The following is a 20,022-nucleotide window of genomic DNA, read 5'->3' as shown; positions in this document are numbered from 1 at the left end:
GGATCAGTAAACAACCAAGCCCTCTGAAACTAACGTTTCAGGGGGCTTTTTTTGTCGAGTGAGTCAGCTGGCGATGTGCATGGTAGTTATGGCATTGCAAGCAGCTTTGGGTTGCGGTTGCCTTGTTATGGCAGGTAACGCAAGTTTTCTGGCTGATAGGCTGGAAGCCACTGGTGCAGGTCTGCTGGCTATTCTGATTGATCTGCCAGAATAGGTTTGATTGATCGCGAATGAAATAATCACTCTGCAATATGGTGGCACTGTCTGTTCCTGATTGATCAAAGACATGACAACTTTCACATTTCTGTAATTGTCCTGTTGATAAATGAGGTGCATGCGAGAATGGAGTGAATTGCTCTTTTTCTGCCCGCTGTGTTGGCAAAGGCTTCCAATTGATGTGAGAGAGTCCACTGACAGAATCTTTGTCGACGGAATGACACATCAGACAGCGTCCAGAAGCAAGTGCTCCGTGTGAATCTTCCGTACCAGAAGCAGTCGGGTTTGAGAAAATCCGCCACATACTGTCGCTGTCTAAACGCGGACGTTTCTCCAGCACGGCCTGATCCAGCCAACCTTTAATCAGAGGATCGGCGTGGCCAATGGGACGGTAACGAACAGTAAAATCAGAATTGGAGACAGACCAACCACTATTGGCATTGCGCGCAACAGTAAATGTTGCCGATGCGACATTCTGCTGAGCTGGGGCTGGTATTACTTTTTTCTTTGTGTGATCTTGCATTTCGGCGTGATCTTGCATTTCGGTCGCCAGATTTGGAAACCAGAGCTGCTGCGCTTGTGATAATGTTGGAACAATGGACGGCTTGAGATGCAGATACAGCGAACTGTTTTTTCCCAGACGCTGGGTTAATGCCGATTCGCCTCGTGTCGAAATATCATAGAGCAGACTTTTAACAGCCCAGGCAATTTCTGTGACTGCAGCAGCTTGCGTGGAGTCAAGATTGTTTAGTTTACGGTAATCAAGCTCCCCCAGTTGCTTGATGGCATTTTGGTAGCCGGGGTCATTTTCCAATAACAGTTCCATTAAACGAGGTAACTTGGCTGTCGCAAAAACTCCCTCTGTATTGGGCCATTCTCCTTGAGATTTCATTAACCGGGGAGCTATGACAGGCAGTGCAAAGAACGGAACTCCTGGAAATTCAACGTCTTCAATTTGTGGTTCATGACAACTGGCACAGGTCGTTTCAAAGCTGCCTGTCAACATGAGGCGGCCAGAGGCATCAGGCGTGTGGCAGGAATTGCAGGATTCGGGTTTGAGCCCATCGGGCATCGTCCGTTTGAACTCCTCGTTTTTGAAATAACGATTCAAGTGCGTGTTATGATCGAAATAGATCCGCGAACGACGCTGATAAGGATAGTCTCCCAGAGCGGGATGGCCGCGCTGAAAGCTTGTAAACTGGCTGACGTGACAGGACTGACATTGCAAGTCTGTCAAATGAGTGAGATTAGCCTTTCGTCCATGGTGCTCCTGGTGACAAGTGGAACAGGCAAGCTTGTCGTTCGTCGTGGGATGACCTGCCAGTGAAGCCAGTTGTAGTGCAATGGGTGTCGCCCTAGAGTCCTTTGTTGTTTGAATTTGATTGGTTATTTCACGTAATCGTTCAACAGAAACACTGTGAGCGAAAAGGGCTTCTGCGCCCAGTTCGGTGTGGCATTTTAAGCAACGCGCTGAATCTTTGAGTGTGGTATCACCATTCAAAGCAAGATGAATCCAGGTATCAAGTCCTCCCTCGGCTGCGGTATGACAGGCACTACAGTTTGATTCAATTGTCGCGTGCGCATCAGTCACTTCCCCCGGTGAAAGGAGAGACGAAGGCGAGTCACCACTGAAGACGATGAGACAAAGTGAAGCGGCAATAAATGCAGCAATCCCTCCCAGAAACCGCCTCTTGGCTAAGAGACTGCGACGGGGCTGACAACTGGTATCAGGCTGGCAACAGGTTCCATCGGCGGATGGGCCTGCTTTACACTTTCCCTCATTCAATACGGAACGGGTACACAGATATTTGCCCCCCTTCTCTTCAGGCTCGCATTGGCTTTGAACCTGACATTCCCCCTTGTTGCTCGGACCGGGCCGACAAGGCAAACCTTTTTCGCACATACGACCACAAACCCAGGTATTTGCAGGGCGTTCGTAATTACTTTTCTTCCAGTCGAAAGGTTGCAACGGTTCAGTCATCCGCTGGTACTCGCAAACGCACAGGCAGCAAGCGCGTGATAGAAGGCAAAAATGATCAGGGAATATGTTAAGGGCACATGCACGAAGAGCCACATCTTGATAATAGCCTGAAATATATATTGATAATCGAGATCGTCTTTCAACTGAATCTGTTCTGCAATCTGCTGTAGCGTTACCTGTTCCTGTTCATTGAGAAACGGTTGCAGCGCAGAAATTTTCTGTTTCAGTTGATGTAGATGCCGTTCCGAATGCAGGATATGACTTATCTGGTGACGAGGACCTTCAAAATAACTCTGTAAGTGTTTGTGATAGAAATCAGGCAATGCGGTCCCCTGGTCTGACTCAGTGTTATTAAACACCAGTACCTTAACACGATCATGAATTTTGCGTCTGTGCACGGGAATTCGTTCAAAGAGAACTTCTTCTCCCCGAGAGAGGAGTCGATAGGGAATCGTGCGTGACAGGAACAAGCCGACAACGCCACTTAAAAACACGGTGTAATACGTCAGAAAGAGAATAAATTCCAACAGGCCATTCGGGATCTGCAGTTTACTATGTATCGCAAACACAACAAATGACAGAAAACCGATAAAGATATGAAAACGAAGCCAGGCAGAACTGCTTCCCAGAGGTAGAAAGTTAATTTTTTTTCGCAACTGGTAACTGGCCAGGAAAAGAATGCAGAGCAGCAAAATCGTTCCACTGGCGAATGATGTCTTCGCGAGGGTAATCGAAAACAAATAGCAGCCCGCGAGAATCATCAGCGAAATCACTGCGAATGCTAAAAAAGGGATTCTTTGTTGCACCCAAAAGTGTTTCATCGTGAGAACACCTCTCCCACTTGTGCCGCATCCTGCATGTCCACGCGGAAGAGTGCGTCATGTGGACAAGCGCGTTCGCAGGCCGGACCCCCTTTCTGGTCGATGCACAAATCGCACTTTGTGGCTTGAGTCAGCGGGGACCGGGTTTGGGAATCGACGATAATATTTCCTTTTGAATCTCGAATATCAACCATCCGAATCGCATCAAAGGGACAGTTGCTGGCACACTGGGCACAACCGATGCAGGTTTGTTCGTTGATGATGATATCACCTTGAGCGAAATCCCGAAAGATAGCTCCTGTGGGGCACTCGATCATGCAAATCGGATCCACACAATGCAAGCAGGAATTAGGGATCATAAATTGATTGAGAATGGGCCCATGGCGAATGAATCGCGGGTTATTATCATGGGCGGTTGAGCACGCACGGACACAATCATCACAGCGTGTACAACGTTCAAGGTCAATCACCATCAGCGATGTACCCTGCACAAAATTGTGATCAACCAGCTGACTGAGCAGTGTGTCATCGTTGATCTTAATAGCGTGATTGTCTGCTGCAGGAATGCGAATCGGAGCTTCATGTAAATCTTCTGATCCGGTCGATCCATTCTGCTTGAGTAGTTCCTCAACAAGCGGTGTTGGTACGAGCACCGCATTCAAATGACCGATCGCACTGAGCTGAGCGTTGCAAGCGACGGGTGTCAACGATTGTACTTCTGCACGAATTTCATCCAGACCGAATATTTGCCCTGGAGATAAGTAGCCAACCGTACGTCGACCATTATAATGCCGCTGGCTGACGCGGGCCAACCCGCTTCGAATCATCACGATTCCACTGGGAAAATCTCCTTCACGGATAATGACTGGCTCCCCAGCATCTGTCGTATGGTTCTTAGCTTCGAGTAACTCCTTAAACGGTTTGGGAGAGTCGTAGTTTCCGAAAGTATGAAACTCAACCTGTTCCATAATTCTTTTCAGCAATTCAGGCTGACAGTCATGAAACAGAGGATCTGTACGAAGAAATGCATCCAGAGCCCGTTCCCGGAAGACGTCTTCAATATACTGTTTCAGTTTCCCGTTCTGATCATAGCGAAGAATATCACGTATTCCCTGCCAGCGAATTTCGAGGAGTTGAGAGACTCCTTCTGAGAATACCGTTGATACGCGGCTGGTTCGCCCCAAGGCAGCGAGTTCTCCAAACCAATGGCCTGTTTCAAGTCGTGCCGTGTGATATTTATCGAGTACGGCAGAAACTTCCTGGAGATAAATTCGTGTTCCATTGTGAGTATGACGTGTATGTAACGTAGACTTACTGGAACTAGAAGCAATCTTACGGACTTCCGGGACTCTGTTATTTCGCCAGAGTTGAGCGAAAGCTTCCCAGACTGTTTTTACCTTACTAATGTGTCGCCCAAGTATTTCATCAGGCAAGGACTCTTTTCCTCTTTCCAATCCGACGCGAACATTGCCCGATAATATAAAAAAGGCAGAGTTCCCCCAGTCCCCTCGACGAACGATGATATCACCATCATCAAACCCCACAATCCGAGCATCGTTCTTGATGATGTCATGCAGTGGGAGGGATCGTTTAAATCCTGCAGGGTCGATCTGTGCGAAAGGCGGATTTTCCAGAATTGCTTCAACGTCTGCATCGGTCATCTCCTCCTCACTCCCCAGTTCGAGCGAGAAAGGTTTATCCCAGCGACGCGGACGTGAAATGGATGGTTCTGACATCGGAGTACAACTTGTTGCTTGCGTGGAACTGGTTGAAACTTCTTATTTTTTCAGAAACTTATCCTGGTACTGTTGTGAATAATGCGGTGGATATCGCTTGATTATCGAATCGAGCCTGGAAAAATCAGCACCGTCATATTTTTTGGCAAACAGTTTTGCCTGTTCTGCGACTTCATCGGCTGCCTTTGTGTAAGTCTCTTTATCGGTTGGCAGCGGTGCGAAGAGTGTTCCGAACATCGGTGTGATGAGATTGATCACTGCTTGAACTTCCGGCGTGGGGGCAGCCGCATTGATCTGAGACAGTTTACCATTTGCCGCTGCGATAATGCCACTTAGTTGAGGAATCACAGCAGGGTTTGTTGCCTGGGCGCGCGATCGCAGTGCGGTTTCTAATTGAACCAGAGTGCCGACAACAAACTTGACTCGGTTACGATTTTCTGCGGTTCCCCCAGTCCGCTCCATCCACAATGAAGGGGCAGCGGCATTTTTGGTTTTGTCAACAAGGAAATTGTGTTTCACTTCTCCACCAGTCCAGGAGACATAATCGAAGGCACTCGCTGCCTTATGTCCCGCGGCGATCAGTTTTTCATTTCCGACGATATGACATTTAAAACAGGCTTTAGACTGACCATAGATATTTGAAGAGCGTTTCATGCCGGCCTGGTCACAGTATTTGAGCCGTTCCGCACGGTGCTCCGGAGTTTCTTCCGAACGGGGAATCGGCATACTGGCATGATAAGACTGATGACGATTGAGCCAGCCATCCTCGCCTCCTGCGGCGCCATGACACTTCTCACACGAAACACCAGAAATAACTTTCACCTGACCGTCTCGGACTGCCTTGGTACCATGACAATCCGCACACATGGAATCACCCAATAAATCGGCGCTCGTCAGTCCCATTGCTGTTGCATACTTCTTTGTGTTTCCTTCAAATTTATAGAGTCGAGCATCGGGAGATTGAAAGTGTACTGTTTTCATCCAGGCTGCGACTTCAGAAGGATGACACTTCTTACAGTCTGCTGCTGTCACCCCCATCGTTTTTTTCGTTTGTTCTGCTTTAGTCTCCGCATCGGTCGACACAAATGATATTGTAGAATCCGCAGGTTCGGTTGCATACATCTTCTCGGAATAGATTGAAACAACGGCTTGCAAGACCAGGCAAACCATCATCAGCGTGAACAGGCAATTAGCTGGTTTGAGAGAGCGAAATCTGCGATCGGCGAGATTCATTCTGCGAAACTTTCTTTGCATGTGAATTAGAGATGGGATAGAGTAATTTTAAGGATTGTAATGGTCGTATTCTAACCAGAGAACTCTTAATTTCAGAGCTTAGAGTATGATGCGAAAACAAAACGACTGTTATTATTTAACGAGTATACTACTTGTATTACTACGAGATTTTATTGACTAGTTTGAAGATTTTCTGACTAATTGGACGAAGAGCGGTTACCGCCCATCAGAATATCCGTTTTAAAGGTAGGGCCCTGTGATCTTTATTAATTCAAGCATGTCCGAACCTTCATTGTCAAAACTATGCAAAGCACATCTTCCAAGAGACAGACGAGTAACAGGACCTACCCAATGATACATCTCATTGCAAAAGGGCCAAGGCCGGGCGAAAAAATTGAATGGCATATTCCTGAATCGCAAAAAATGTTGTTAGGTCGGAGCGCTGAAAACGATTGCGCCATCCCTTGGGATTCTACCATCTCACGTATGCACGCTGAATTCCAACGTAATGAAGATCAGCTGAATATCCGGTGTTTTCCCAGTGTACTGAACCAAATCAAGTTTGACGAGCAATTTCATAGTGAACTGACCGTAACCGTGGGAGATGCGTTTCAAATTGGTGAGACTCAGTTTCAATCGATTGAACGGACATCTCAATCTGGAGTTCTGGAAATCCTGGATGACCTGGATACTGATTCCGGGATCTTAACAGAAGCCAGTCTGCGGGTTACGGATCTGAGAATTGAAACCGTTTCCAAAACAGTCCCCAGTTTATGGCTTTGTAAAGACGAAGAAAATCTGGCAAAACAGGCCGCCTTGCTGCTCAAAGATGTGATGCCGCATGCAGACGTGGTGGCTGTGATCCAAAGTGATGGTCCCCAAAAGTGGAATGTTGCGCATTGGGAGCAACCCGTTCCCGGTTTCCGACGTGTTTCGATTGTCAGATCTCTGGTGCGTGACACCCTGAGGAAAGGCGAGACAGCCATCGAAGTTGAGAGTAGTCGGAAAGGAACGCCGCTCGCCAATGGCCGCTGGGCATTCTGCACTCCAGTCAAAACAGAGGGAAACCAGAATTGGTGTCTTTATATCTGTGGCCGCTTTGGTGAAGAGTCACCATCACAGGCATATTTATCAACAAACGATTTGCAGGACGATTTGAACCTGGTTGAATTACTGGCGCATATGCTGTCTGCCATCCGACGTGTACGAAAGCTGGAAAACCGATTTTCCGGAATCGAACAGTTTTTCTCTCCCGCGATTATCAAAGTGGTTTCAGAGGACAACGCAAAGCATACTCTGGAACCCACGGAAACAGAAACCGCTGTTTTATTTTGCGACCTGAGACGATTCTCGCATATGACGGAACAGGCAGGAAAAAACCTGCAACAATTTCTGGACCGTCTGAAGAACGCTCTGGGAGTCATGACTCAAAGCATCAGTAGTCAAAATGGTGTGATTGCTGACTTTCAGGGGGATAGTGCGCTTGGCTTCTGGGGATGGCCTTTGCCACTTACGAAAGGTGCACTTCCTGCCTGCCGGGCCGCACTACGAATTCAACAGATGTTCAAGATTTCGAACAGTACTGACTTCAATGAATTGAGTGGCTTCGAAGTCGGAATCGGCATCACACGCGGAAATGCCATTGCTGGGAAAATCGGCACGAAAGAACAGGCTAAGGTGGGCGTTTTTGGTCCCGTGGTTAATCTGGCCTCGCGCCTGGAGGGAATGACAAAGCAAATTGGGGTACCGATTCTGATTGATGAAGCGACCGCCTCTGATGTTCGCAGTCTGCTCCCCGAATCAGAAGGACGCTGTCGCCATATTGGTATATTTCGCCCGGCTGGTTTCGAAGCCCCCCTTTCGGTCTACGAATTATTACCCACTGAAGGCAAGAGTTCGATTTCGAATCAGAATATCAAAGACTTTGAAGCAGCCGTAAATGCGTTTATTGACGGCGATTGGGACAGCGCGCTTGATCTGTTAGGCCATTTGCCCGCGAAAGATCGTGCGAGAGATTTCTTGCTGCTTCAGATTGCCAGCTATAACTACGAAGCCCCCTTCAACTGGGACGGTGTAATCGCGCTTAAGAAATAAGTCTCCGTTCCTCCCACCTCAATCTACTGTCCGAAATGTCGTGCTGCTCATTTTTAATACTGAAGCAGCAAGAAGAAATCATCCAGTGAGAAGCCAAGGCAGCGCGCAAGTAACTCAAAGAATACATGTTTATACGAATATGTATTTTCCCCTCATTCTTGCCAGTTATTCAGTTAAAGATTCAACAGTGATTCCGATTATACCGATTATGAGCATTAGGCCTGCAACAGGAAAGCTGCGCATTGACCATTTTTAATTGTAATATTTTGCTTATTCTACGCATTGTAGATCGGGAGTATAGGAATGGAGTCCTCTCCTCGCAGGAATCGAATCAAGGCCCGGCGGTATCTGGCGTTTGGAATCGTGGTTTTGAGTATTCTTCTGCCCAACATCTATTTCCAGTACGCACGAGCCGAGAATAAAGGTCTGATCAGGCAATCCAATGCGCAAACCTCATTCCGAACTGTGAGTAGTACCAACACGGAAGCCGTCACCAAGCTTGACCAAATCATGCAATCTGCTGTTGATGAGGCTCATGCCAAGTGCTATGTAGATAACCCATTTCCTTCCGCCGCCAAATGTGGCAAATGTCATCCGCAGCATTATCGCGAATGGTCGGTATCACCGCATGCTTACGCACAGTTAAGCCCTGTGTTTAATGCGATGTCGAATAAACTAATCAAATTAAATAATGGCACGCTGGGTGATTTTTGCATTCGCTGCCATACCCCCGTCGGCATGGCTTTATCCGAGCCGATCAATATGAGCAATCTGGACCGGTCCCCTACTTCGCGTGAAGGTGTTACCTGTGTCACCTGTCACCGCATCAATCAAGCATGGGGAAAAGGAATCGCAGGACGCCAGGCGCTGGTGAGTGGAGATGTTAACCAGGCGGTCTTTGGACCGTCGGGCGGAGAAATTCTGGCCGAAGTTCTGGCTAATCCGGATAAATATGGGGTTCTGAAAACAACCGATGATCCCTCAATTCGAGGGCGTGCTATTCATGCGGAAGCGTATGAATTTTTTCAATTGACCACCCCCGGTTTCTGTGGCAGCTGTCACGATGTGTTTGCTCCTAATGGTTTCCGGTTGGAGGATGCCTTCAGCGAATTCAAACACTCCCCTTCCGCCAAGCAGTGCAAAGAAAATTGTCAGGATTGTCACATGGGGGCCGTTCCAGGTGTTCCCTCGGGATATACCTTTTCACCTGCTGCCATCATTGGCAATGTGTCAACACCGGTGCGCAAGCATACGAATCATATGATGATTGGTCCCGATTATCCGATTATTCATCGCGGCCTGTTTCCGCATAATCCGAAAGCGGTCAAAGAAGAAAACTCAAAGCCCTCACCCGATCAGGGACTGGCAACCATGCGGGAATGGCTTTACTTTGATGACGCCGCCGGATGGGGAACTCCTGAATTCGAACAGCTTGTCACGCAAGCTGTCTACTTTCCTCCTCCCTGGGACAATCAGGTCACTCGAATCAAGGCTCGGCACATTCTGAATGACCAATACGAATTACTGGGAGAGGCGGCAACACAAAGACTGCAACTTTTGAGAGCCGGCTATCATCTGGGAGAAATTCAAGTTGAAAAAGCGAAATGGTACGGATTGGATTTTTCTATTCCCGTTTCGAATATCACGTTGGGACATGGCGTACCAACCGGATTTGACGCGGAGCGTGTTGTCTTTCTTCGGACCATGGTCTGGGATCAAAATGGAAAACTCGTCTTTCAATCGGGAGACCTCGATCCGAACGGCGATATTCGCGACTCTCACTCCCTGTATGTCCACAACGGCAAAATTCCAATCGACCGGCAATTATTTACTCTGCAATCGCGATTCATTACCCGCAACATTCGTGGAGGAGAACGTGAGCAGGTTCTGAATGTGCCTTATTCTCTCGACCCACTTCCCTACTTTCGGCCGGACACACGTCCGTTTACTGTTTTAGGGCGTCCCATTGGAGCGCGCAAGCAAAAACAAAATATCCCCCCAAGAAGCAAACGTTTGGCAAACTATCATCTTTCTAGAAAACAGCTCACGGGCCCTGGAAACTATACGATTCGCATCCAACTGATCGCAGGGATGGTACCTGTGAATTTAGTGCATGAAATCTCGGACGTCGGGTTTGACTATGGAATGTCTGCCCGTGAAATTGCAGACGGCGTTGTGGACGGACATATGGTATTGTACGAAAAAGTGGATACAGTCTGTATTCCCTGATATTGAACCAGCAAAATGAGAAGCAACAAACAACAATTCCTGTTCCTGATTCTAGCGAGTGCATTTCTTTTGTACTCGGGAATTGTTGATGCGCAAGCGCCAGATGCCCCGGGCGTCGCCAGTTTGCCCCCTTCTCCAGAATCAGCGGCAGAAGAACAGGCGGCTGATCAATATGATGAATTTGACGAATACTACATCAACCCTTACGCCGATCGCGTCGAATATGATCCGAACGTGCATCATGATTCCGAACCACTTTACTCAAAGCTCGGTGAGATGGTAATGGAAGCGTTAGCATCACCGGCTAAGCCTCTGGCCCATTTCGGCCAGTGGGTGCTGTGCTCTGAACATTACAGTCCGGAAACACCACTGGATGACCATGCCATCGGACTACAACCGATTCCCGAACGTCCCAATCTGTTGATCGAAACGAACGAAAAGTTTCTGGATATCGGATTCCTGAACCAGGGAATCGTCATTCCCACAGGCGCGGTCTGGAGACCTTCTTTCTGGGTGTTTGGTACCTATCGTACTGGGCTCAACTATTTTGATAACCGTGCGGGAACCAACGTCAGCGAATGGGCCAATCGACTGGATCTGTTTGGACAACTGAACCTTTCCGGGACAGAACGGATTCTCGTAGGACTACGGTCACTTGATAAAGAACTGACTGCCTCGCGACTGTTCACGAGCTATGAATTCCATGATGGGGAATCGCTAGATGGACTCAACGCCGACATTCAAACTCTGTTCTTTGAAGGCGATTTTGGCGAACTCTTTCCGAACCTGGATCCCTATGATGTGCATCGATACGATATCGGTTTTTCAGTCGGTCGGCAGCCGATGTCGTTTCAACAGGGATTGTTAATCAACGAAGATATGGTTGATGCGGTCACCGTCACCCGTAACACAATCAATGGTGGCGGGATCTTGAATATGCGTGTTACAGGCGTGTATGTCGAGGGGGATATCAACCGGAATAATAACGTTCACGATCCCGATTCCCAAATGTACGGCATCTTCTCTGAGACGGATCTTGAAGTCAGCACGGTCAACGCCGATGTGGCCACCGTGAATTCCAGCAACCCGCAATTCGGCAGTATGACGGCCTTCGGATTGAGTGCGATTCAGCGTTTGCATGGATTCCACAATACTTACAACACCTCGTTCCAGGTGTTGGGATCGTTTCCTCACGATGGTGAAACAGCAGCGTCCGGCCAGGGGGAACTACTCTTCAGTCAGATCTCCTTGACACCACACCATTCGAATGACCTGGTCTATTTTAATGCGTTCTGGGCCATCGATCAGTTCACTTCACCGGCACGGGGAACGTTGGCAGGCGGGCCTCTGGGGCAGGTTGGACTGCTGTTTGCCGCTTCCGGTCTGGGACAATATGGCGCCCCGTTGAATAACCAGGCAACCAATGTCGCCGGTGCCAGCCTGGGTTATCAACTCTTCTATGACAAAACCCGACAGCAGCTCATTTTCGAAATTGGGGGCCGCAAAGATACCAACGACCTCAACGACGGCGCCATTGGGGGCGCCATCCGCTATCAAAAAGCGATCGGACAACATTGGATCATGCTGCTCGACAGCTTTGTCGCCAAACAGGAATCACGGGGGGTTGCCTCGGGCGCTCGGATTGAATTTCTGGCTAAATTCTAGTCCCGTTCCGTCAGAATCGTGACATCCTACGTAGTAATCTCTAGTAGCCTCTCCTAATGGAATTTGCCAATTAAGCGGGTAGATAAGCATTACAACCCCTGTAATTGAGCCAGAATGATGCGACTTGTCGTCGGCGGAAGCAATCGGTTAAAATCATTGCCATCAATGATACAGGCACCGCTTGGGAGATATGTTAATTGTTTGATGAGCACGAAGATCAAGAAAAGTTTCTGAGCCGGTTACGTCAGGACCCGGAAGGCGTGCTTGCGGATGAATATAACCAGTATCGAGATCGTTTGTGGCGGATTGTCAACTTTCGACTTGATCGACGACTGCTGGGCCGTGTTGATGCGGATGATATTCTGCAAGAAGCGTACCTCGACGCTGCCACGCGGATTGCGCATTATCTGAATGACCCTGCGACCACTTTTTTTATCTGGCTACGAACCATCATCGGGCAGACTTTGATCGACGTACACCGTCGTCACCTGGGAGCACAAAAACGAGATGTAAGACGAGAAGTCAAAGCAAATCGCCGCGTGTTTTCCGCGTCGACTTCCTTTCAAATTGCTGATGTCTTGCTGGGGGATATGACTTCTCCGAGTCAAGCTGCACTCAAAGAAGAATTGGCCGCTCAATTACATGAGGCTCTCGAAAGTTTAAATGAAATAGATCGCGAGATTTTAGTACTGCGTCATTTTGAAGAATTATCGAACCTGGAAGCATCGGAGGTACTTGAAATCGAGTCTAAAACCGCGAGTATGAGATATTTTCGTGCCTTAACAAGATTACGCACCATTCTAGTGCAAATTCCCGGTATCATAGAGTAATCAGTCGTCTGTGAAGCGAGTATTATTGCATGACATATCGACAGGACAGCAAGCAATGTTATCTCCCGATTCACATCACGAGATCAAAAGTCTGACGCCTCCGGCTCAACTGGACCTGGAGCAAATCGCTGACGTGTTTATCAGTCAAATTCGTAACGGCGAGAAGCCTGTCATCTCTGAGTACGTGAAACGCTACCCTGATCATGCCAGCGAGATTAAAGAATTCTTTCCCGCCATTGCCGCATTGGAAGGTGGAAAACAAGCAGGTCAGGCTCATGGAAAAGTCTCATTAGGCGCCAGTACACCACAGCAATTGGGTGACTTTAAAATCGTCCGGGAAATTGGGCGTGGTGGAATGGGCGTGGTCTATGAAGCCATCCAGGAATCACTCAATCGGCGGGTGGCATTAAAATTGTTACCGCGTCATTCACTGTTAGAAGAAAATCAACTGAGGCGTTTTCGCCGTGAGGCCGAGTTGACAGCTTCGCTGCATCACACCAATATTGTTCCCGTCTTCGGTGTCGGCGAGAATAGTGGATTTCACTACTATGTGATGCAACTGATCGAAGGCGTTGGTCTGGATGAACTGACTCAGAAAATCATGCTCACTGCTGCTGACAGTAATTTAGAACAGATCACAGCAGGAAACGAGTCTCTAACACAAACGGGCAGCGATACTTCACTATCCAACAATGAAGACTCCCAAATTGAGTTTCCAAAAGAATCGACGCCTTGTGATGAGGTCAGTCCTGAATTTGAAAAGTATGTCGGTTCTCCTCAGAACATTGCAGCACTCGGTATTCAGGCTGCAAATGCGTTACAATATGCGCATGACCGGGGAATCTTGCATCGCGATATCAAGCCGGGCAATCTACTTTTAGACCGTGATGGCCTGCTCTGCATTACTGACTTTGGACTGGCACGGGCCGCCGAGCAGACCGATCTGAGTAAATCCACCGATATGGTGGGAACGCTCGGCTACATGGCCCCCGAAATGTTTCGGGGAGAAACCTGCCGCCAGAGTGATATCTATGGTTTGGGAATTACGCTCTATGAATTATTAACGAAACGCCCGGCGATTGATCGCACCAGCCGCCACGAAATGATCGATCAGATTACGCGGGGGACGATCCCGTCGCTCAGACGGGTCAATCCTGAACTCCCCCGTGATCTGGAAACGATCATTCAAAAGGCAGTCGCGGCGGATACGAAACATCGTTACTTGAAGGCCAGTGACCTGGCGGATGACCTGAATCGGTTTCTCGAAAATCGGCCGATCAGTGCCCGACGGGTGACCCTCTTCGAGCATCTGTGGCGCTGGAGCCGACGCAACCCGGCGATTGCCAGCCTGTCAGGGCTTGCATTGAGTTTGCTGCTGCTGCTGGGAATCACGATGGCAGTGGGATTTGAAAATGAACGACGGGAAAGAAAGCGGGCAGAAGCTTCATCTCAATTGGCGACTGCGGCCCTCGATCGTGTTTTCAATCGTTTCGTTCCCAGCCGCGCCCCGTCAACAAAAAACAACAGTTCGGCAGCCGACTATTCAGAACCGGTGTTGTCCAGGGAATCGGCTGACTTGCTGGCAGGGATGGTGCAGTTCTATGAACAATTGGCCGATTCAACCGGATCACAACGCGAATTTCAAATCAAGGCAGCCAATGCTCAGCATAAGGTTGGTGATATTCATCGCCGGCTGGGAGACTATCAATCGGCACTCGCCGCGTATCAAAAATCGCTCGCGATATACAATCAAAATTCTGATGAAGCAGATCCACTCACAGTTGCCACGCTCTTTAATGAAATTGGCCGAATTCACTGGTATCTCAATCAACTCACGGCTGCAAATGCTTCCTATCAGAAAGCGGAGAAGTTGCTAAAACAGGAACTCGCAAATAATCCGGAGCAGCCTGCACTCCGTTTTGAACTGGCACGTTCCTATTTTTTGATGTCACATCGAATACGCCCTGGTCAAGTGAAACGTCACCCAAACCCTCCTCAAGCCCCTCGTTTCCCTGCAACGGAAGACGAATCGGGAGCTGATCAGACTCTATCACAGAAGGCCATTGAGATTCTGGAACCGTTGGTCAGCTCCGATCATTCGAAGCCGGAGTATCGCTACTTACTGGCACTTTGTCTGCAGGAACAAATTTCCAATCAGTATCCCCAATCGCAGGCAGATACTGAAAAACAAGCGCGCGTGCTTCAAATTCTGGAGAACCTGGTGCAGGAATATCCTCACGTTGCCGACTACCGACAGGCGGTTGTGAAATCCTATGAGCGAATTGAGTTTCGCTATACAACTCCCCAGGATATTGAAGAGACCGTTACGAAACTCCTGCAAAAAGCGATTCAACACGCCAGCCGTCTGGTTTCCGATTATCCGACAATCCCGGAATACAAAATTTCGCTGATCCATGCGCATCATAAACTGGCGCATGCGCTGAATATTTTAACCAGGGGGAATACGACAACTAACGAAATACGAGATCGTCATGATACAGCCGAACTCTCTATGAGAACCGCGATCAGACTCCAAAGAGAACTTGCCAACCAATTTCCGGAAGCGCCAGAACATCAACAGTGGCTGGCAAAGCTTGAACTTGATTTGGCAAAGATTCTGGAACGAAAAGGAAGTGACGCCGAAGCAATTTTACTCCACGAGGATTCGATCAAGATCCTGGAAACAGAACTAAAAACACAATCCGATTCCCCCAATATCTATGTGGATCTGCTTGATGCGACGCAGGCTCTTTCCAGGCTGTATCAACGTTCGGAAGACGAATTAAACAGCATCCTGATGTGGGATAAACACAATCAATATGAAGCTGAGTTTGAAGCCCGCTATCCGGGTGAGATGCGCCGTAGGTCCAATAAGGGGCGAACTCCACAACGTGGTGACGGTCCCCCCCCACGAGACGACAAACCTCGCCCACCTCGTGAAAGAAACGGCCCCCCCTTTCGGAGATGATACATTGTCGTTTGCAAATGGCAGTTTTCTTAAGCATCGTCGCTATCCTGCTTACTGACCTGTTTTGCGATTCCAGAATGGAAACCAGCTCCTGTTGAAAACAGTACGAGGCTTTGCATGACGTTTGACGGACCTGCCGTGAATCAATCGAACAAGATCGATACTGAGTGTTTCGACTGACTGATATCGCTGCTGTGGTGACTTTGCGATGCAGTTCAAAATGATGTTCTCGAAATTAACGGGGACCGACGGATTCCGCTCGCGTGGTTGTTGTGGTTCCTGATTTAAAATCTGCTCAACAAGATCGCTTGAATTACGCGAAAGGAACGCCGGCGTGAGGGTTGTCAGTTCGTATAACACCATCCCCAGGGAATAAACGTCGCTTTGCTCATGATTCTGTCCCTGAAACCGTTCGGGAGCCTGGTAACACAATGTCTTTGCCGGCTGCTGTTTGAGTGCACCTTCCGCATATTGGGCCAGACTGAAATTGTTGACCCAGACATGCCCTTGCGCATCGATTAAGATATTTTCCGGTTTCAGATCATTGTGCAATGTTTTGCGGCTGTGCGCATACCTCAAAGCGTCTGCTACCTGTAACGCGACACCAGCAAAGGCACACCAACGATTCTGCTGCAGACTGCTTGCGACTGCTTCTGTCTGATCGCGATCAGAATGATCTCTGAATTTCTGCGGAGACGAATGATTCTCACCAGCGAAATACCCAATGACCTGATCCAGGCCGACCCCACTGACCTGTTGCATCACAGAATAACAATACCCTTGATCTTCTCCCGAGTTATAAAATGAGACGATATTCGGGTGTCGTAACCGCGAGACCAGACGTGCTTCCCGTTCGAATCGCTCTCGCCAACGGGGTGTCATTTCTGATTTCCAGGGCAGCAGTTTTACTAACACACACCGATTCCACTTCCCCTGCACCGCTTCGTATAAAACGGCGGTCCGATTGCGGCTGATTTCACGGGTGATACGGCAATCACCCAGTTGCCTGATACTGGACGGATCGGGAAGCTGACGCCGCAAGCTGGAAAATTCCTGATTCCCTTTCCACTGTTCCATAGCAATCAGCACGGGGAAACTATCACGAATCTCGGTTGCATACTCGGGATATGCAAGTGCATACGCTTCGATCGAGGGGTTCAACCACCGTCGATGCTCGTCGACAAACTGACTCGCCAACACATCGAGGGTAATATGCTCGGCCGCGACTGTTTCTGTCCGATGATCAGAATTCATGTTGACCCTTCAAGAGATTCTGAAGTCTCGTTTTTATTGACGAACTTTATTCTCAGTTCAACGCAACGTCTCTGTGGCGGGATAGATACGGAAGGCTTACCGACCTGATCAAACGGCAACCACTGTGCTGTATCGCACTTAAAGTAACTCACTCAATTCCACAAAAGAGGTGAGCATCAGAGGAACAGCGGCGCAGAATTCACAAACCAGCTCATTCTGAATAACGAATGTGGGATGGCGGTTGCTACTGAAGAATTATTGATTTTTTCATTCTTCATCCGGGCAATGTCCGTCTTCTGAACAAAAATCGAGAAGCATCCTGAAATAAAGGCCTATTCCATTTCCAGCTCTTTGTATTCTGCTTGTTTATCCAGCACAGTCCCCCAAACACGATTGGATGCCTGATGCCGTGAGGGACCGAAATTGATAATCGGCCCGATTCCCAGATCCAGATTATTAATCTGTTCCAGAGAATCGATCACATTCTCCGTGGTCAAAGCTTCTCCGGATGCTTCGGTTTTCTTTAAGCCTTCCACCATACATTCCGCAGCCAGGAAGCCTTCGAGAGAAACAAAGCCCGGTTTCGACAAGGGATAGAATTTTTTCATGGCAGCTCGATAACGTAATACCCCACTTGCGCTGGAGAGATAGTAAGGCACGACCTGAGTCACGATTACATCTTCTGCATACCCGGCGCCCATTTCTTTGAACTGCTGTGCCAGAAGCTCACTGCCTACAAAGGAAACGGCAGCGACCTGGATACCGAGCTTACGATCTTTGATTTGCTGCACCATCAAAGCAGCCGGCTTGAAAGTCGCGACCATGATCAACGCTTCAATGCGATCCTGATTCTGTTCGATTGTGTTGACGGCTTCTGCAATTTGTGTTGTATTTCGGTCATAGCCAACACGCAGGATATTTTCCGGTTGTACTTTATATTTTTCCAGCGCCTTGGCAACGCCGGCAAAACCATCGTCACCAAAGGAATCGTTTTGCGCAAAGACCGCGATTTTGTCCGGAGACAGACGTTTCTTTTCCACAAAATAATGCACCATGGCCGCTGTTTCGTCAGCGTAACTGGCACGCAAATTAAAAACATAGCGATCGGGCGGATCGCGTCGCAAGCTTTGCGCTCCGGTTAAAGGCGCAAAGAAGAGGTATTTATTTTCATTGGCATAAGGCACGGTTGCTTCCGCGGTCGGTGTGCCGACATTTCCGATCACGGCAAACACCTTGTCGTCTTCAAAGAGTTCATGCATATTTTGATGTGCCTGATCAGGCTCATAGCCGTCATCTTTGACAATCAATTCAATTTGGCGGCCACCAATGCCTCCTGCGTCATTCAACGACTTGAAACAGGCCTGCATGCCCATCACCATGTTACTGCCCAGCTCTTTGTTGGCGCCTGTCATAGCCGTTGATGTGCCTAAGAGAATTTTGTCGGCAGTAATCCCTTGCGCCAGTGATTGAGCTGAATTTGCCTGGGTAGTCTCGCCAGTTGTCTCCTGTTTTTCACGACCAGACCAGAAATAGTAGGGAATCAGAGTTAATAGCAGAAATGTAACTGTAAAAATGACGGTATTAAATATCTTACCCCGTAAGTGCGACGTTTCGTTCTTGTGTTTTGAAGCTCCCGTGAGTTCATCCTGGCTAAGAATTTTTGTATCGCCGTATCGTTCGGAACTGGCTGTCACAGCCTTTAAATCAGTCAACATTTCCTCTGCAGACTGGTATCGATCTTCCGGTTTTTTAGCCATTGCCTTCTGGATAATCGCAGCACACTTATCAGGAATCTGAGAATCAACCTCACGCGGGTCCAGCACCTCGGCATGGCAGTGGGCATACATGATTTGTACGATACTGCCTGCACCTTCATAGGGATGATCACCGGTGAGCAGTGTGTAATACGTTGCGCCCAGCGAATAGAGATCACTTCGATTATCAACGGGTTTTGACTCACACTGTTCGGGGCTCATAAAGTAAGGCGTTCCGATCAGCTGCCCATCCTGAGTCAATTGTTGTGACTGTTGAATGACTCTCTTGGCCAGACCGAAATCGGCAACTTTGATAGTCCCATGTTTGGACTGTAATAAATTACCCGGCTTAATATCCCGATGCACGAGGCCGGAAATATGCGCGACCATCAGCCCTTCACAGGCATCCGCAATAATGCGGGTTGCTTCCAGGGGAGAATAAGGACCGATCGACTCCAGATGATCGTCGGCACTGCCGCCTGTCATCAGTTCCATCACAATAAAATAAACATCGCCATCTTGGCTGATCTCATGAATCGATACTACATGGGGGTGCGTTAAACGACCGGCTGCTTTGGCTTCAGCCAGAAAGCGATCCAGCATTTTTTTGTCGGAAGCCAGTTCCGCTGGCAGCAACTTGATGGCGACATCGCGTTCAATCGCCGAATCATGCGCCTGATAGACAACGCCCATCCCTCCCTGCCCCAACAGGCCGGTGATCTGGTACTTGCCTAATTTTCGTCCAATCCAAGCCGCTGCTTTGTCTGCGGAAGGGCCAATCGATTGCTTGTCCGAGTTCTCTGCGGCACTATCGGCGCCAATCGTCGATTTATCGATTTCATTAATATTGATCGGCGGAAATTCGTCGATGGTTTCTTCCTGGCTGATGTCTACAGGCGGAAACTCATCTACGGTTTCTTCTTCTGTCTGTTTTTTAAAACCTTCGTCCGACACGTGTCACTTCCCTCAGATCGATTGTCCAAGACAGAAATACAGGAGACAAAACACTCTCACACAATAATGATTCTGCCTGTTTAGACTGAAATCCATTTCATTGGCCAGGCAAACCCGAATCAGAAATCATCATTGAATCACGTTGTTCTACTGCTATTTAAATGAGGTATTTCTAGATATACAGAATCATCGTGCATAAAAAAAATTTACGCAATCGATTTCTTTGAAAGTCAGCGTAATATCCCTGAAAAGTGAGACCATAAAGTGAATCTTCAGGTTGATCCCAT

11 protein-coding genes are annotated in these 20,022 nt (G+C 48.4%); 5 read left to right on the top strand and 6 right to left on the bottom strand.

Annotated elements, in window-relative coordinates; translation table 11 throughout:
* Window positions 1-37: 37 nt before the first annotated feature.
* Genes AAC022_RS18340 through AAC022_RS18325 form a run of 4 tightly spaced genes read right to left on the bottom strand, consistent with a single transcriptional unit; the run spans window position 38 to window position 5,987 of the window.
* Window positions 38-2,197, bottom strand: a complete 2,160-nt coding sequence (locus tag AAC022_RS18340) for a hypothetical protein (RefSeq protein ID WP_339733384.1) — start codon at window positions 2,195-2,197, stop codon at window positions 38-40.
* Window positions 2,194-3,018 (bottom strand): hypothetical protein, encoded by an 825-nt coding sequence (locus AAC022_RS18335; protein WP_339733383.1) that lies wholly within the window; start codon window positions 3,016-3,018, stop codon window positions 2,194-2,196. Before AAC022_RS18335 ends, AAC022_RS18340 begins: the two co-directional genes overlap by 4 nt.
* The gene (locus AAC022_RS18330; protein WP_339733382.1) at window positions 3,015-4,754 is read right to left on the bottom strand and encodes a cyclic nucleotide-binding domain-containing protein; all 1,740 of its coding nucleotides are present in this window, start codon (window positions 4,752-4,754) and stop codon (window positions 3,015-3,017) included. Before AAC022_RS18330 ends, AAC022_RS18335 begins: the two co-directional genes overlap by 4 nt.
* Window positions 4,755-4,796: 42 nt before the next feature.
* Window positions 4,797-5,987, bottom strand: coding sequence for a multiheme c-type cytochrome (locus AAC022_RS18325; RefSeq protein WP_339733381.1), 1,191 nt, complete (start codon window positions 5,985-5,987; stop codon window positions 4,797-4,799).
* Between the two features lie 351 nt (window positions 5,988-6,338).
* On the opposite strand from AAC022_RS18325, the gene AAC022_RS18320 reads away from it, so the two are divergent.
* The 5 genes from AAC022_RS18320 to AAC022_RS18300 all read left to right on the top strand — a co-directional run bounded on the left by AAC022_RS18320 (window position 6,339) and on the right by AAC022_RS18300 (window position 15,773).
* Window positions 6,339-8,081: an adenylate/guanylate cyclase domain-containing protein gene (locus tag AAC022_RS18320; protein WP_339733380.1), complete on the top strand. Its 1,743-nt coding sequence runs from the start codon at window positions 6,339-6,341 to the stop codon at window positions 8,079-8,081.
* A 303-nt stretch (window positions 8,082-8,384) separates the two neighbouring features.
* The gene (locus AAC022_RS18315) at window positions 8,385-10,310 is read left to right on the top strand and encodes a multiheme c-type cytochrome (RefSeq protein WP_339733379.1); all 1,926 of its coding nucleotides are present in this window, start codon (window positions 8,385-8,387) and stop codon (window positions 10,308-10,310) included.
* A 15-nt stretch (window positions 10,311-10,325) separates the two neighbouring features.
* Complete coding sequence (locus AAC022_RS18310) at window positions 10,326-11,975, top strand: hypothetical protein (RefSeq protein WP_339733378.1); 1,650 nt, start codon at window positions 10,326-10,328, stop codon at window positions 11,973-11,975.
* Window positions 11,976-12,172: 197 nt separating this feature from the next.
* Window positions 12,173-12,805, top strand: a complete 633-nt coding sequence (locus tag AAC022_RS18305; protein WP_339733377.1) for a sigma-70 family RNA polymerase sigma factor — start codon at window positions 12,173-12,175, stop codon at window positions 12,803-12,805.
* A 55-nt stretch (window positions 12,806-12,860) separates the two neighbouring features.
* Entirely contained in the window at window positions 12,861-15,773 is a 2,913-nt protein-coding gene (locus AAC022_RS18300) for a serine/threonine-protein kinase (protein WP_339733376.1), read from the top strand.
* A 51-nt stretch (window positions 15,774-15,824) separates the two neighbouring features.
* Here the strand turns inward: AAC022_RS18300 and AAC022_RS18295 are convergent, their stop codons facing one another.
* Both AAC022_RS18295 and AAC022_RS18290 read right to left on the bottom strand, forming a co-directional pair.
* Complete coding sequence (locus tag AAC022_RS18295; RefSeq protein ID WP_339733375.1) at window positions 15,825-17,027, bottom strand: serine/threonine-protein kinase; 1,203 nt, start codon at window positions 17,025-17,027, stop codon at window positions 15,825-15,827.
* A gap of 332 nt (window positions 17,028-17,359) precedes the next feature.
* The gene (locus AAC022_RS18290; RefSeq protein WP_339733374.1) at window positions 17,360-19,735 is read right to left on the bottom strand and encodes an ABC transporter substrate-binding protein; all 2,376 of its coding nucleotides are present in this window, start codon (window positions 19,733-19,735) and stop codon (window positions 17,360-17,362) included.
* Window positions 19,736-20,022 lie beyond the last annotated feature (287 nt).

Origin of the sequence: uncultured Gimesia sp. (genome assembly GCF_963976445.1) — a bacterium.
GTDB lineage: Bacteria > Planctomycetota > Planctomycetia > Planctomycetales > Planctomycetaceae > Gimesia.
This window is presented reverse-complemented; position numbering and strand designations above follow the sequence as displayed.

Excerpts from the sequence above, each read along its gene's own strand:
- AAC022_RS18295 (WP_339733375.1), bottom strand. The coding sequence starts at position 17,027 with ATGAATTCTGATCATCGGACAGAAACAGTCGCGGCCGAGCATATTACC.
- AAC022_RS18330 (WP_339733382.1), bottom strand. The coding sequence starts at position 4,754 with ATGTCAGAACCATCCATTTCACGTCCGCGTCGCTGGGATAAACCTTTC.
- AAC022_RS18315 (WP_339733379.1), top strand. The coding sequence starts at position 8,385 with ATGGAGTCCTCTCCTCGCAGGAATCGAATCAAGGCCCGGCGGTATCTG.
- AAC022_RS18320 (WP_339733380.1), top strand. The coding sequence starts at position 6,339 with ATGATACATCTCATTGCAAAAGGGCCAAGGCCGGGCGAAAAAATTGAA.
- AAC022_RS18310 (WP_339733378.1), top strand. The coding sequence starts at position 10,326 with ATGAGAAGCAACAAACAACAATTCCTGTTCCTGATTCTAGCGAGTGCA.
- AAC022_RS18325 (WP_339733381.1), bottom strand. The coding sequence starts at position 5,987 with ATGAATCTCGCCGATCGCAGATTTCGCTCTCTCAAACCAGCTAATTGC.
- AAC022_RS18340 (WP_339733384.1), bottom strand. The coding sequence starts at position 2,197 with ATGACTGAACCGTTGCAACCTTTCGACTGGAAGAAAAGTAATTACGAA.
- AAC022_RS18335 (WP_339733383.1), bottom strand. The coding sequence starts at position 3,018 with ATGAAACACTTTTGGGTGCAACAAAGAATCCCTTTTTTAGCATTCGCA.
- AAC022_RS18300 (WP_339733376.1), top strand. The coding sequence starts at position 12,861 with ATGTTATCTCCCGATTCACATCACGAGATCAAAAGTCTGACGCCTCCG.